This window comes from Mariniflexile sp. TRM1-10 (assembly GCF_003425985.1).
Taxonomy (GTDB): Bacteria; Bacteroidota; Bacteroidia; order Flavobacteriales; family Flavobacteriaceae; genus Mariniflexile.
On the sequence record NZ_CP022985.1, the window covers coordinates 2779864 to 2795314 of the forward strand.

The 15451-nt window shown below is 36.7% G+C and carries 9 protein-coding genes; all 9 read left to right on the top strand.

Features of this window, described 5'->3' with window-relative positions:
• The first annotated feature begins 9 nt into the window (after positions 1-9).
• The 9 genes from CJ739_RS11790 (at position 10) to CJ739_RS11830 (ending at position 15246) form a co-directional block, all read left to right on the top strand.
• Positions 10-975 (top strand): glycoside hydrolase family 130 protein, encoded by a 966-nt coding sequence (locus CJ739_RS11790; RefSeq protein ID WP_117175515.1) that lies wholly within the window; start codon positions 10-12, stop codon positions 973-975.
• Between the two features lie 6 nt (positions 976-981).
• A complete protein-coding gene (locus CJ739_RS11795; protein WP_117175517.1) occupies positions 982-2043 on the top strand; it encodes a carbohydrate-binding family 9-like protein in 1062 nt (353 codons plus the stop codon).
• Positions 2021-3169, top strand: a complete 1149-nt coding sequence (locus tag CJ739_RS11800; RefSeq protein ID WP_117175519.1) for a putative glycoside hydrolase — start codon at positions 2021-2023, stop codon at positions 3167-3169. Before CJ739_RS11795 ends, CJ739_RS11800 begins: the two co-directional genes overlap by 23 nt.
• 210 nt (positions 3170-3379) lie before the next feature.
• The gene (locus CJ739_RS11805; protein ID WP_117175521.1) at positions 3380-4681 is read left to right on the top strand and encodes a sugar MFS transporter; all 1302 of its coding nucleotides are present in this window, start codon (positions 3380-3382) and stop codon (positions 4679-4681) included.
• A gap of 89 nt (positions 4682-4770) precedes the next feature.
• Entirely contained in the window at positions 4771-5781 is a 1011-nt protein-coding gene (locus CJ739_RS11810; protein WP_117175522.1) for an isoaspartyl peptidase/L-asparaginase family protein, read from the top strand.
• A gap of 12 nt (positions 5782-5793) precedes the next feature.
• Positions 5794-8940, top strand: coding sequence for a glycoside hydrolase family 2 TIM barrel-domain containing protein (locus tag CJ739_RS11815; protein WP_117175525.1), 3147 nt, complete (start codon positions 5794-5796; stop codon positions 8938-8940).
• Position 8941: 1 nt separating this feature from the next.
• On the top strand, positions 8942-11263 hold the full coding sequence (locus tag CJ739_RS11820) for a glycoside hydrolase family 20 protein (protein ID WP_117175527.1): 2322 nt from the start codon (positions 8942-8944) through the stop codon (positions 11261-11263).
• A 243-nt stretch (positions 11264-11506) separates the two neighbouring features.
• The gene (locus CJ739_RS11825; protein ID WP_117175529.1) at positions 11507-12991 is read left to right on the top strand and encodes an alpha-L-fucosidase; all 1485 of its coding nucleotides are present in this window, start codon (positions 11507-11509) and stop codon (positions 12989-12991) included.
• Between the two features lie 11 nt (positions 12992-13002).
• On the top strand, positions 13003-15246 hold the full coding sequence (locus CJ739_RS11830; protein WP_117175531.1) for a GH92 family glycosyl hydrolase: 2244 nt from the start codon (positions 13003-13005) through the stop codon (positions 15244-15246).
• The last annotated feature ends 205 nt before the right edge of the window (positions 15247-15451 follow it).

The following is a 15451-nucleotide window of genomic DNA, read 5'->3' on the forward strand; positions in this document are numbered from 1 at the left end:
AATATAAAAGTGAGTACAATTCCTTGGCAAGATAGACCAAACAATAGCAACGAGGTTATTTGGAGATATTCCAATAATCCAATTATAGACCGCTATGCCATACCATCATCCAATAGTGTTTTTAATAGTGCTGTTGTGCCTTTTGGTGATGGCTTTGCAGGTGTTTTTCGATGCGATAACAAAGCGGTACAAATGAATATTTTTGCTGGTTTTAGTAAAAATGGTATCGATTGGAATATCAATCACGAACCCATAGTAATGCAAGCGGGTAATACCGAAATGATAGCATCTGATTATAAATACGATCCCCGAGTTGTTTTTATTGAAGACCGCTATTGGATAACGTGGTGTAATGGGTACAACGGACCAACAATTGGTATTGGCTATACATTCGATTTTAAAGAATTTTTTCAATGCGAAAATGCTTTTTTACCTTTTAACAGAAACGGCGTATTGTTTCCACAGAAAATAAATGGAAAATATGCCATGTTAAGCCGCCCAAGTGATAACGGACACACGCCTTTTGGTGATATTTACATTAGTTACAGTCCAGATATGAAGTACTGGGGAGAACACCGATGCGTTATGAAAGCAGCAGCTTTTGAAGATAGCGCGTGGCAATGTGCCAAAATAGGAGCAGGCCCCATCCCGATTCTAACCAACGAAGGCTGGCTCATGATATATCACGGTGTCATTAAAACATGTAACGGGTTTCGTTATGCCATGGGTGCCGCTTTATTGGACGAAAACGAACCAGATAAAGTAAAATATAGAACGCAGCCTTATTTATTAGGGCCTGCCGTATCTTACGAACAAACTGGCGATGTTCCCAATGTAGTATTTCCATGTGCAGCATTACACGATATAAAAGAAGATAAATTGGCAATTTATTATGGAGCTGCAGATACCGTTGTAGCCATGGCATTTGGTAAATTAAGTGAAGTTGTTGCGTTTACAAAAAACAACAGTTTATAATAAAGTATGTACGTGAAATTAAGAGTCTCATTAATAGCAATTTTTTCTATATCCTTGTTTGGTTGCGCACAACCAAGCAAGGTTATTATTCCCCAAAGTTATACGGCTTACAAAACAGCAGGTACTATCGTTATTGATGGTGATGACTCGGACAATGCTTGGAACAAAGCAGCATGGACACCCCTTTTTGTCGATATTGAAGGAGAAAAAGTGCCAAAATACAGTACCAAGGTAAAAATGCTTTGGGATAATCAATACTACTACATCCTTGCGAAAATAGACGAACCACATGTTTGGGGCTATTTAAAACAACGGGACACTATTATTTTTTATAATAACGATTTTGAAGTGTTTATAGACCCCGATGGTGATACCCATAATTATTATGAATTAGAAATAAATGCCCTAAATACAGTTTGGGATTTGTTCATTAGCAAACCATATAGAGAAGATGATCATGTTGTTTTAAACGATTGGACTTTAACGGGATTAAAATCGGCAGTTAAAGTTAACGGAACCATTAACAACCCTACTGATATTGATCAAGGATGGATCCTGGAAATAGCGATTCCTTGGGCTGCCTACAAAACGTCCTATTACGACCAAAACGTTCCAGAAAATAAATTTTGGCGTGTAAATTTCTCTAGAGTTAATTGGCAACACGCTGTTTCTAATGGCAAATACATGCGTAAAAAAGATAATAAAGGTGATTTTTTACCAGAATACAATTGGGTATGGTCGCCCATGGGTGTCATTAATATGCACGAACCCGAAAAATGGGGTTATGTGTATTTTTCTTCAAAAGAAACTGCTGAAGGTGCTACCTTTTCCATGCCTCCAGATGAAAAACTAAAATGGGAGTTATATAGTATTTATAGAGCACAAAAAAAACGTGAAACAAATACCACTCCAATGAATAGTATTTCAAAGCATGAAGTTGTTATTGATGGTAAAACCATTCCTGTAAAGTTAGAAGCACATATCTCTGGATTTAATATTTCGGCAAAGAGTCCTTTTTCAAATAAAACCTTAATCATAAAAGAAGATGGCAAAATCATATCAAAATAAAACCCTGAAAAAATTATATAGATTATTAATTTTCGTATTGCTAGTAAGTGTGTTTTCTTGCGTAAATAAAGAGGCTAACAATACTCAGATAGCTGAAAATAGCACTACTGGCACAAATACATCTTTCAAATTTGGTGTATGGATTACAGCCGATGCAAAACGCTCAAATAATGAGTACGCTACCGAATTTGAGAGGTATAAAAACGGCGGTATAGATGAGGTTTTAATAAACACGGAAACAGATCCAAAACTTTTACAAAGACTTGTAAACGTCGCTAAAGAAAAAGGTTTAAAAGTACATGCTTGGATTATGGCAATGAACCGACCCGGAGATTCCGTAGCGCTCCAACATCCAGATTGGTATATGGTGAGTAGAGATGGAAAATCATGTTTTGATACGCGTCCTTATGTAGATTATTACCAGTGGCTATGCCCAACAAGAAATGAATCGAGAAACCATGTATTAAGTCTGGTTGAAGGTTTGGCTAAAGTTGATGGTATTGAAAGTGTACACTTAGATTATATTCGTTTCCCGGATATTTTTTTACCAATTGGCCTACTTCCAAAATATAATTTAGTTCAAGATTCTGAAATGGCCGAATACGATTTTTGCTATTGTGATACATGTATTAAGGCATTTGAAAAAATACACCATAAAAACCCTAAAGAGAGCAACAACACCGCCATCGATATGGAATGGAAAAACTTTAGGTTGAATGCTATAAAATCGGTAGTAGATGACGCTTATAAGATAGTGCATAGTCATAATAAAAAACTAACAGCGGCTGTGTTTCCTTATCCGGAAATGGCCGACCACATGGTGCGCCAACGTTGGGATAAATGGGATATAGACGAAGTTTACCCAATGATCTATCATGGTTTTTATAACGAAGAAATTGATTGGGTGGCATATGCTACACAACAAGGTGTGACAGATTTAGAATGCAAACAAACAAACGTAAATACGGGGGTTTATTTACCAGCATTCAAATCGGAAGATGAATTAAAACAAGCTATTTTATTGGCAAAAGAAAACGGTGCCAAAGGAGTAGCCTTTTATGATGGAACAGGATTGTCAGATGGTTATTTAAAAGTCATTAAGACTGTAAAAGCATCAATGGAATAGTTGTAAATTAAAAACTTTTAGTACGTGACAAAAATCCAAATATATTCAGATGTCAGTCTGAGCGCAGTCGAAGACATTGGAAACATTGCTTTTAATCACATTTCGCAAGCTGTGCTTTTATCTTCAAATAAAAATATATTTTCGTTTTCGATAGTACGCAATGTAATATTCTTCAATTTTTATCATGGACTAAATTAATAAGCATTAAACATGGAAAACAAACAATCGTATCGGTCATCGTTTATTTTACTCACTGTTTTATTTTTTCTATGGGGATTTATAACAGTATTGGTAGATTCTTTAATTCCCCGCCTACGGGAATTATTTACCTTAACATATTTTCAAGCAGGATTGGTACAATTTGCGTTTTTTGGAGCTTATTTTTTGCTCTCCATACCAGCAAGCTACATTCTTTCAAAGATAGGCTATAAAAAAGGGATTGTTCTAGGGCTATTAACCATGGCATTGGGTTGCTTGTTGTTTTATCCAGCGGCGTCCTATCGGGTTTTTGGTGTTTTTATGTTGGCTTATTTTATTTTGGCAGCAGGAATGACTGTTTTGCAAGTGGCAGCTAATCCGTTTGTTGCAGTGTTAGGTCCCGAAGAGGGTGCTTCAAGCCGTTTAAATCTGTCTCAGGCATTTAATTCTTTAGGAACTGCAATTGCCCCCGCCGTAGGCGCTCTTTTTATTTTAAGTGATGTCATAAAGAACAAAGATGAAATAGCCATTTTAGATAGTTATGCTAGAGAAACATATTTGGCATCCGAAGCCACCGCAGTACAAACACCTTTTTTAGGGTTAGCCATATTTATAGGCTTAATAGCGGTTGTTTTTTCGTTTTCAAAATTACCTAAAGTTATTACCGAAGCATCAACAGGAACTTATAGACAGGCTTTAAATAACAAAAAACTCATGCAAGGCGTATTGGGGATTTTTTTCTATGTTGGAGCTGAGGTAGCAATTGGCAGCTATTTGGTAAACTATTTTTTAGATATGAATCTGGTTTCTGTGATAAAAGACAACCAGATTATGAAGTTTATTGCAGAAGCCATTCTTAATTCTGGAATAGCAGAAAACGATAATAAAGCCATTGTAGGGGTATTTGTAACATTCTATTGGTCTGGAGCCATGATTGGGCGTTTTATAGGAGCGTACCTTACTAAAAGTATTAAGCCGGGAAAAGTGCTTGCTTTTTTTGCATTCATGGCTATTACACTCATTTTAGTATCTATTTATACAACTGGTTTGGTAAGTATGTGGAGCATTCTAGCAGTGGGGTTATTTAATTCCATTATGTTTCCTACCATATTTACATTAGCCATCGATGGTATAGGGGATTTAAAACCAAAAGCATCTGGTTTATTATGTACAGCAATTGTAGGTGGTGCACTGATTCCACCGTTTTTCGGATATTTATCAGACATCATCGAGTTCAAAAATGCCCTATTGTTTATTGTTGCTTGTTATACCTACATCGTGTGGTTTGGCTACAGAAACACGAAACGCCCATGAGAATGGCACACACACGAGGATGATTATTCGGAGCGTTCCATGTGACCATTGAAAAACAAATAAAATAATACAGATGAAACTTTATTCTTATGAAACGTAGAAATTTTATTGAGAAAATAGCTTTAAGTGGGATCGCTTTAAGTACTGTAACAGGATGTCATGAAGTCGTTAAGAAAGAAACAGATGGATTAACAGATTTAAAGACAAAGAAAAAACCTGTGGTTGTTTCGACATGGAACCATGGTTTACCTGCTAATGCCGAAACATGGAAACAATTAAAAGCAGGGAAATCAGCCTTAGATGCCATTGAAGCAGGAATGAAAATCCCTGAAGCCGATCCCAATATCCGCAGTGTAGGTTATGGTGGCTACCCCGACCGAGAAGGCAAGGTTACGCTGGATGCTTGTATTATGGATCATAACAGTAATTGTGGTTCGGTTTCTTTTTTAGAAGGGATTATGCATCCTATTTCAGTAGCTAAGAGAGTCTTGGAAAATACACCTCACGTGATGTTATCAGGTGAAGGCGCTTTACAATTTGCTCTATCGGAAGGTTTCAAAGTGCAAAATTTGTTAACGCCAGAATCGGAGAAAGATTGGAAAAAATGGCTCGAAGCCTCAAAATATAAACCCGTAATCAATATCGAAAATCATGACACGATTAGTATGCTCATGATTGATGATGACGGAAATCTTGCTGGCGGTTGTACCACAAGTGGCGCTGCCTGGAAAATGCACGGACGTGTTGGCGATTCGCCAATCATTGGTGCAGGCCTTTTTCTAGATAACGAAGTCGGTGCAGCCGCAGCAACAGGATTGGGAGAAGCGGTGATTCGAACTGCCGGAAGCGCCATGGTGGTCGAATTAATGCGTCAAGGAAAATCGCCATTCGAAGCCTGTAAAGAAATTACGGAGCGGATTTATAATAAACATAAAAACCACAAAGACATGGCATATTTGCAAGTGGGTTTTATTGCTCTGAATAAAAATGGTGAACATGCAGGTTATAGTTTACGCTCAGGTTTCAACTACGCCGTTTGTGATGATGAAAAGGGTAATAGGATGGAAGACGCACAGTTTAAAATGACTTGGGATAAGTAAGAGAATTAATTAATGACAAAAATCCTTTTCATAATTACGTTTATGTTTTCAGCAGTAGCTTCTAATGCTCAGGAGACTATTCCTTATTGGCAAAATGAAAAAATCAATGAGGAACATAGAGAACCCATGCATGCTGCTTATTTTGTTTATGAAAATGAAGTTTTGGCTGCAAAAAAGGATTGGAAACTTTCAAAAAACTATTTAGATATAAATGGATTGTGGAAGTTTAAATATGTTGCAAGTCCGAATGATTTACCCAACGGTTTCGAGAAAAGTGATTTTGATGATACCAAATGGGATGATTTTACAATCCCTGCCAACTGGGATGTAAACGGTTATGGATATCCCATTTATACGAACACAACCTATGATTTTGCTAAATATATTGCAGTAAATCCACCTCAAGTTCCTGAAAAATACAATCCGACAGGCGTGTATAGAAGAGAAGTTACAATAGATAAAAATTGGGAAGAAAAAGAAATTTTTCTGCACGTGGGAACAGCCAAATCCAATCTTATGGTTTGGGTAAATGGAACTTATGTTGGTTATGGTGAAGATGGCAAATTGCCACAGGAATTTAATATAAGCCACTATGTAAAAACAGGTCAAAACAGCATCACCTTAAAAGTAATGAAATGGAGTGATGGCTCGTATCTGGAATGTCAGGATTTTTGGCGCATGAGTGGCATTACAAGGGAAAGTTATCTGTATGCTCGAAATAAAGTGCATATAAAAGATATTGAAATCATTCCTGATTTAGATGCTTCTTATGTAAATGGCACTTTAAAAACTGCAGTAGAATTATCGGATTTACATAAAAAAGACAACCCTACCTTAGAAGTACAACTGAAGGATGGACCAACAATTTTGGAAACCAAAAGCTTAAAACTGGATGCATCCAAAAAGAAAGTCGCTTTTGATTTTGCGGTTAGTAATCCGAAAAAATGGAGTGCTGAAATCCCAAATCTATACCAAGTCAATTTTCTTTTGAAAGATAAAAAAGGAAATGTTCTTGAAGTCATTCCGCAAAATGCAGGTTTTAGAAAAGTAGAAATTAAAGGAGGTCAACTTTTGGTGAATGGTCAAGCCGTTTATATAAAAGGAGTCAATCGTCAGGAAACCGATCCAGTGACGGGACAAACCATTTCGAAGGAACGCATGGAAGAAGATATTAAGCTTCTTAAACAATACAATATCAATGCTGTCCGAATGTCTCATTACCCCAATGATGACTATTTTTATGAACTGTGCGATCAATATGGGATTTATTTAGTAGATGAAGCCAATTTAGAATCTCACGGCATGGGATATGAAACGGACAAAACTTTGGGAAACAAACCCAACTGGGAATTGGCACATTTACAACGTATTCAGAGAATGGTGGAACGGGATAAAAATCATCCGTCAATCATCATTTGGAGCATGGGAAATGAAGCCGGTAATGGCTATAATTTTTATCGCGCCTATTTGTGGTTGAAAGATAGAGACGCTTCAAGACCGATACAATACGAAAGGGCTTCTTTTGCCGGGTGGGATGGAAAAAGTATGAAGTTCGATTGGGATTCGGATATCATCAATCCGCAATACAGTGCTCCAACAGCCATGGAAGCATATATTCAAGCCAATCCAAATCCGGAGCGTCCTTATATTTTGAGTGAATACGCACATGCCATGGGAAACTCCATGGGTAATTTTAAAGACTATTGGAATGTGTTTCGGGCACACAAGAATTTTCAAGGTGGTTTTATTTGGGATATGATTGACCAATCCGTTTATAAAACAAGGGAAGACGGAACCAAGGTTTTTGCTTATGGAGGTGATTTTGGACCAAAAGATGTTCCGAGTGATAATAACTTTCTAAACAATGGTGTTTTTAATCCAGAGCGACAACCACATCCGCATGCTTTTGAAATGCGAAAAGTATATCAAAACATACTCACTTCTTGGGAAAATAAAGACACAGCAACAATAAAAGTGTTTAACGAATTTTTCTTCAAAGATTTGTCGAATGTGCGGTTGCACTGGGAATTGGTTTTGGATGGTGTTGTAGATAGTAAAGGAAACATTGAGACTTTGGACATTGATCCGCAAGAATCCAAGAATTATGTTTTGCCTATTTCGATAAAAGGGAAAACCTTTCAAGAAGCTTTTGTCAATGTGAGTTATCAGCTTAAAGACGCAGAACCTTTTTTACCTAAAGATTTCGAAATCGCTACCGAACAATTACACTATAAAGGCCATTGGAAAAATGATATAAAAGTTGCAGGAGCAAATAAGATGTTGGTTGAGAAAACAGCTAATAGTATTACATTCAAAAGTGATGAAACCAAAATCACTTTCGATAAAAAAACAGGCTTTATTTCGGAGTACACTTTCGAAAACCAAACTATTTTGAAGGAAGGTTATCAATGGCGTCCCAATTTTTGGAGAGCGCCTAATGATAATGATTTCGGAGCCGGACTGCAGCGTCAATTATTGCCTTGGAAAGAAGCGATGCAAAACCCCATATTGTTGAGTTGGAATTACCAAGAAGCCAAAGACCATACCATTGTGGTAAAAGCAAATTATAGTCTGCCTCAAGTGTCTTCCGAATTGATTTTACAGTATGAAATTAATAGTAATGGTGAACTCAGCGTTCAACAACAATTAAACATTGATAAAACCCAAGAGGTGCCTATGTTGCCCCGATTTGGAATGGAGATTGTCTTGCCAAAAGCCTTCAATACCTTGCAATATTATGGCAAAGGACCACGCGAAAACTATATGGATAGGAATTATAGCGCTCCAGTTGGGCTCTACAATCAAACGGTTTCGGAGCAATATTATCCATATATCCGACCACAAGAAACAGGAAATAAAACGGCTATTCGCTGGTTGAATGTGTCGAATGACAAAATAGAATTATACGTCCAATCGAATGATTTATTGAGTATTACAGCACTGCATTTATTGACTGAAGATTTAGACGATGGATTGGAAAAAAATCAAAGAAATGCCGCCGATATCAAGGAACGGGATTTAACAAGTTTGAAAATAGATGACAAACAAATGGGTGTTGGTGGCATCGATAGTTGGCAATCTTGGCCCATGGAAAAATACCGACTTTTAGATAAAACCTACCAATATCAATTTAAACTAACGCCCTCAATAAAAGATTAATATGATAAAATTTAAATACATACTATTTACCACTTTGATGATTGTTTTTGCTTCCTGTGCCAAACAAAAAACAGTTACAGAAAAAGATATTCACATCATTCCTAAACCGGTCGAATTAAAACTGACGGAAGGTCGTTTTGATTTTACTGGAACAACCTCTTTTGTGGTTGTTAATGATGAACAAAAACATCTTGCGGAATCATTCATCAATACCTTTGAAAAGGCATCTGGCTGGAAACTCAATACAACTACAAAAAAGCCTAACACTAATTTTGTGTCATTCAACATAGACAACAACCTAAGTAAAGAGGAATACAAATTAGTTGTAAATAAAGACCATATTGAAATTACAGCTAAAGGACACGCAGGTTTTTTGTATGCTTTAGAAACCATACGCCAATTATTGCCTGAACAAATAGAGAGCAACAAGGTGGTTAGTAATACAGATTGGCATATTCCAGCCTTAACCATCCAAGATAAGCCTCGCTTTGTATATAGAGGTTTGATGCTCGATTTATCCCGTCATTTTTTTGATAAATCGTATATAGAAGCGACAATCGATCGTTTGGCGATGTTAAAAATGAATGTGCTGCATTTGCATTTGGTAGATGACCAAGGATGGCGAATTGAAATTAAAAAATATCCTAAGTTAACCGAAGTGGGTGCTTGGAGAGTCGATCAAGAAGATGTGATTTGGAATGCCAGACTCAGCGTTGATCCAGATGAAAAAGGAACCTATGGCGGTTTTTTAACTCAAGAGGAATTAAAAGACATTGTAAAATACGCAGCAACTAAAAACATTGAAATCATTCCAGAAATTGAAATGCCAGCACATGTGAGTTGCGCTATTGCGGCTTATCCAGAATTGGCTTGTTTTAATCAACGTATTGGCGTGCCATCGGGAGGGGTTTGGCCCATTACCGATATTTATTGCGCCGGAAAAGAATCGACATTCGAATTCTTACAGAATGTATTGGATGAGGTGATGGTTATTTTTCCATCCCAATACATCCATATTGGTGGTGATGAAGCTACTAAAACCAATTGGGAGAAATGTCCACATTGTCAAAAAAGAATGCAAGATGAAGGTTTGGAAAATGTGCGCGAATTGCAAAGTTATTTTGTAAAACGAATGGAAAAATACATCAATTCTAAAGACAAGAAATTAATTGGTTGGGACGAAATATTAGAAGGCGGATTAGCTCCTGAAGCCACAGTAATGAGTTGGAGGGGCACAGAAGGAGGCATTGAAGCTTCTCAACAAGGGCACGATGTCATAATGACACCGCAATCCCATTGTTATTTTGATCATTATCAAGGGCCACAAAATGAAGAACCCTTAGCTTTTGGTGGTTATACGCCATTGAGCAAAGTATATCAATTTGATCCTGTGGTTGATGCAATGAGTCCTGAGCAAGCCAAACATATTTTAGGAGGTCAAGCCAATTTATGGGCAGAATATATACCCACCACACAACAATCAGAGTACATGATTTTTCCACGACTAGCAGCAATGGCAGAGGTTTTATGGAGTCCGAAAGAAGCACGCAATTGGGATGACTTTACAACAAGATTGCCTTCCCTATTAGAGCGTTATGATTATTTAGGAATTAATTATTCAAAAAGTGCTTATTTGGTTGCTGCTTCATCTACAGCCGATTTAGAACATAAACAAGTAAAAGTGGTTTTGAAAAATGAATTCCCCAATGCAGATATTCGCTATGTTTTGGACGATAAAAATTTAGGAGAACAATCCACAAAATACACCGATTCTATTGCCATCAAGGAAACAACCATTCTAAAAGCTTCTTTGTTTAAAGAAGATAAGCCAGTGGGTAAAGTTTTTACTGATACCATTCAATTTCACAAGGCAGTAGGAAATACATTGAATTTTAAAACGCCTTATAATGAAAATTACAAAGGCGATGGGCCATTAAGTTTGGTTAATATTCTCAGAGGAAGCAAAAATTTTCATGACGGACAATGGCAAGCTTGGTTGGTTGATGATATGGAAGTGGTTATTGATTTAGAGAAGATTCAATCTATCAATCAAGTGACCGTTGGTTCCTTGGAAAATCAAGGTTCGGGCATTTATTTTCCAACGGCTATAAAAGTTTTCATTTCTAATGACGGAATCAGTTATAAAGAAGTTGGAGCAATAGAGCGTCCGTTTGCAATCAATTCAAATTCAGAATTGAAAGATTTTATAATCAGTTTTGAAAAAAGCAATGTGAGATTTGTAAAAGTCATAGCAAGCAACCTAAAGAAAAGTCCAAAAGGAGAAGATTCCTGGTTGTTTGTAGATGAAATTTTAGTTGAATAAAAAAAATAGTACATGACAAAAATCAAAATACATTGAGGTGTCAGTCTTAGCCTTTCGGCTGCGCTCAAGATAAACTAAAGTCGAAGACATTGGAAATATTGTTTTTAATTGCATTTCGCAAGCTGCGCTTTTATCTTCAAATAAAAATATATTTTCATTTTCGATAATGCTCAATGTGACACCCTTCAATTTTGTAATGTATTAAAATAAAAGAAAAATAAAAATTGTAAAATAAATATAAAGATGCAAAAAAGAATATTCATAATCGCCCTATTAGTTTCGGTTCAAATGTTTTCACAAGCCATTTATGAAGACGAAAGATATGTGCCGGAAACCGATCCATTAGTACTAAAGAATTTAGAGGAATGGCAAGGAAAAAAATTCGGTTTATTAATGCATTGGGGGACTTACTCTCAATGGGGAATTGTAGAGTCATGGTCCATTTGCCCTGAAGATTATGAATGGTGTGAACGGACTAAAGGGAGCAATCCAGACAATTATTATCAGTATGTAAAAGAGTATGAAGGATTGAAAAAAACATTCAATCCAATAAAATTCAATCCGGAAAAATGGGCGAAAGCCGCTAAAAATGCAGGGATGAAATACATGGTGTTTACTACCAAACATCATGATGGGTTTAACATGTTCGATACTCAATATTCCGATTATAAAGTAACTGATTCTGAATGTGCTTTCAGCACCAATCCAAGAGCCAATATTGCCAAAGAAGTTTTTAGTGCCTTTAGAAATGAAAATATGTCAACAGGAGCCTATTTTTCTAAACCAGACTGGCATAATGAAAATTATTGGGATCCATATTTCCCTCCTTCCGACAGAAATGTAAATTATGATCCAGCGGCATATCCGGATAAATGGAAAAAATATGTGGATTTTACACATAACCAAATTTTAGAATTATTGACAGATTACGGTAAAATTGATATTCTATGGTTAGATGGTGGTTGGGTTGCCAAAAGAACTCAGGATGATATCAAAAATGGCTATTCTGAAAAATTTGCTGAGAATGAGTCTGGAAATGGATTTATCAAGCACAGAGTAGTTGATCAAGACATTAAAATGGACGAATTGGTGGTAAAAGCACGTCAAAAACAACCAGGATTGATTGTGGTGGACAGAGCCGTTCACGGAAAAAATCAAAACTATTTGACACCAGAAAACCGTGTTCCAGAGAAAACATTGCCTTATCCTTGGGAATCTTGTATCACTTCAGGTGGTGGCTGGTCTTACACGCCTGATGCCAAATACATGACTGGCAGGCAAGGCATTCACATGCTGATTGATGTGGTTGCCAAAGGAGGAAATTTGTTGTTGAATGTAGCGCCGGGTCCTGATGGTGAGTGGCAGCAAGGCGCTTATGATTTATTAGCCGCTTATGGCGATTGGATGCAGGTAAATAGTACCGCTATTTATAACACCAAGCCTATTGCGCCTTACAAAGAAAATAATATTTGTATGACTCAAAATAAGGGGGGAAATGTGTTCTTGTTTTATTTGGCAAAAGAAGGAGAAACTAAAATGCCTTCAGAGGTAATTGTAAAATCAATTAGCCCTAAAAAAGGAAGCAAAATCACGATGTTAGGTTCAAAAACTTCATTAAAATGGACTAAATTAGACAAAGGATTTAAAGTCATCATTCCGAAAAGTTTGCGAAATAATTTGCCTTGTAAAGAAGCTTGGACTTTAAAAATAGAAGCGATTAACAGATAGAAAATTAAATTATGGTTTTACATAAAAGGATCACATTACAAACAACCTGTTTATTTTACATGCTGTTTTTTAGCGGAGCTATTTTGGCACAGCAGCCGGCAGATTATGTAAATCCGTTTATTGGAACGTCTAATTTTGGAGCTACGTTTCCTGGACCCATAGCGCCAAGAGGCATGGCTAGTATTAGTCCGTTTAACGTAGCAGGGCCTCAAAATTTACCTTTGGAAAAAGACAGTCAGTGGTTGTCGAATCCATATGTACATGAAAATACATTTTTAACGGGCTTTAGTCAAGTCAATCTCAGCGGTGTGGGTTGTCCGGATTTAGGTGTTATTTTGTTGATGCCAACTACGGGAACCGTTGAAACCAATCATTTAGAGTACGGTTCAACGTATTCAAACGAAATAGCAAAAACAGCTTATTATAGTGTAGATATTGATAAATACAAAGTCAAAGCCGAATTTACAGCCTCGAAAAGAGTAGGAGTCAGCAAATTTACGTTTCCAAAAGGGCAATCGAATATTTTACTGAATCTTGGTTTGGGTTTGACCAATGAAGAAGGAGCTATGGTCAAAGTGGTGTCATCAACCGAAATTGAAGGTTTGCGAAGCGTGGGGTCGTTTTGTTATAACAGTCCCGAAGCCGCTTACCCTATTTATTTTGTGGCTAAATTTTCAAAACCAGCCGATTCGTTTGGTGTTTGGAAAAAGCCTTCAAAGTATGAAGGCGTAGAAGCCCAATGGATGACCTATAATGGAAAAACCAGAATGATGGATAATACCATTAAAACGGTGGTTGGTGACAGTATTGGAACGTATTTTACCTATAAATTCGACACGGAAGAAACTGTTGAAGTCAAGATTGGTGTTTCCTATGTAAGTATCGAAAATGCCCGTGAAAATTTGGAAAAGGAAACAGTAAACAAATCGTTTGAAGCCGTTTATAAAGAAACCTATAACGAATGGAACACCGAACTTTCTAAAATTTTAGTAGAAGGCGGTTCAAAAGACGATAAAACCATTTTTTACACAGCTTTGTATCACAGCTTAATTCATCCGAATACGTTGAATGATGTCAATGGCGAATACCCGGAGATAAAAAGAAGCAAAATTGGTAAAACTGAAGGCACGCGGTACACGGTTTTTTCGCTTTGGGATACTTATCGCAATGTGCATCAATTGATGTCTTTGGTGTATCCGAAACAACAATCCGATATGGTAAAAAGCATGTTGGAAATGTATGATGAAAACGGCTGGTTACCCAAATGGGAATTAAACGCTACCGAAACCTTTACCATGGTAGGCGATCCTGCCAGTATTGTTATTGCGGATACGTATTTAAAAGGCATTCAGGATTTTGATGTGCAGAAAGCTTATAAGGCTATGCTGAAAGGTGCAGACCAAATGGAGAATAACCCATTGCGAAACGGACTAAAAGCGTATATCGAAAAAGGTTATGTCACCACTAGCGAAAAAGGACCTGTTTCTACCACACAAGAATACAATGCTTCGGATTATGCGATTTCACTTTTAGCGAAAGCTTTAGGGAAAACCGCCGATGCAAATCTTTTTAAAAACCGCTCACTATCCTATCGAAAATTATTCGATAAAAACTTAAGATTATTGCGTCCTAGAAATCCTGACGGAACATGGTACGAACCATTTGATCCTTTGTCGGGAGCTAATTTTGAAGAAAATGTAGGTTTCATCGAAGGCAACGCTTGGCAATATGTTTTTATGGTGCCGCATGACATGAAGGGATTAATCAAGTTAATGGGCGGAAATAAAGGTTTCTCCAATCAATTGCAAAACGTATTCGATAGCAAACAATTTGATATGGCAAACGAGCCAGATATTGCTTATCCGTATTTATTTAACTATTTGAAAGGAGAAGAATTCAAAAGTCAGGAATTGGTTAAAAAATTAGTTCGCGAATATTTCCAAAATAAACCAAAAGGATTACCAGGAAATGACGATACAGGAACCATGTCTGCTTGGTTGGTGTATGCGATGATGGGGATATATCCTATTGTTCCAGGTGAACCCATTTACACCATTACAACACCCATGTTTGATAAAATCACCATCAAATTAGATCCTAAATATTATAAAAAAGAAAGTATTGTAATTGAACGGGACATCAATAATGATGGTAAAATCAAACACATTCAATTGGACGGAAAAACACGCAATAGTTTTTTTATTTCCCATGACGATTTTGTGAATGGAACAACATTGAAAGTGATCCAAAATTAAGTTTAAGAAAATTAACCGCAAATTCGCAAATTTTAAAACAGCTATAACTTTTAATGATTTGCGAATTTGCGGTAGAAATTCACAATCTAGCCTGTGAAAATTGAATTTTAAAAATAATAGAAATCTGAGTTCGCTTAGTATTGGATTTGTTAAATATTAATAAAATTAAGCTTTAGCTAAATTCTGAAAGCTGTTTTCAGCTTAA

What these genes read in the sequence shown, in the direction of transcription:
- CJ739_RS11815 (WP_117175525.1), top strand. Translation starts at nt 5,794, where the DNA reads ATGACAAAAATCCTTTTCATAATTACGTTTATGTTTTCAGCAGTAGCT.
- CJ739_RS11830 (WP_117175531.1), top strand. Translation starts at nt 13,003, where the DNA reads ATGGTTTTACATAAAAGGATCACATTACAAACAACCTGTTTATTTTAC.
- CJ739_RS11795 (WP_117175517.1), top strand. Translation starts at nt 982, where the DNA reads ATGTACGTGAAATTAAGAGTCTCATTAATAGCAATTTTTTCTATATCC.
- CJ739_RS11820 (WP_117175527.1), top strand. Translation starts at nt 8,942, where the DNA reads ATGATAAAATTTAAATACATACTATTTACCACTTTGATGATTGTTTTT.
- CJ739_RS11805 (WP_117175521.1), top strand. Translation starts at nt 3,380, where the DNA reads ATGGAAAACAAACAATCGTATCGGTCATCGTTTATTTTACTCACTGTT.
- CJ739_RS11800 (WP_117175519.1), top strand. Translation starts at nt 2,021, where the DNA reads ATGGCAAAATCATATCAAAATAAAACCCTGAAAAAATTATATAGATTA.
- CJ739_RS11810 (WP_117175522.1), top strand. Translation starts at nt 4,771, where the DNA reads ATGAAACGTAGAAATTTTATTGAGAAAATAGCTTTAAGTGGGATCGCT.
- CJ739_RS11825 (WP_117175529.1), top strand. Translation starts at nt 11,507, where the DNA reads ATGCAAAAAAGAATATTCATAATCGCCCTATTAGTTTCGGTTCAAATG.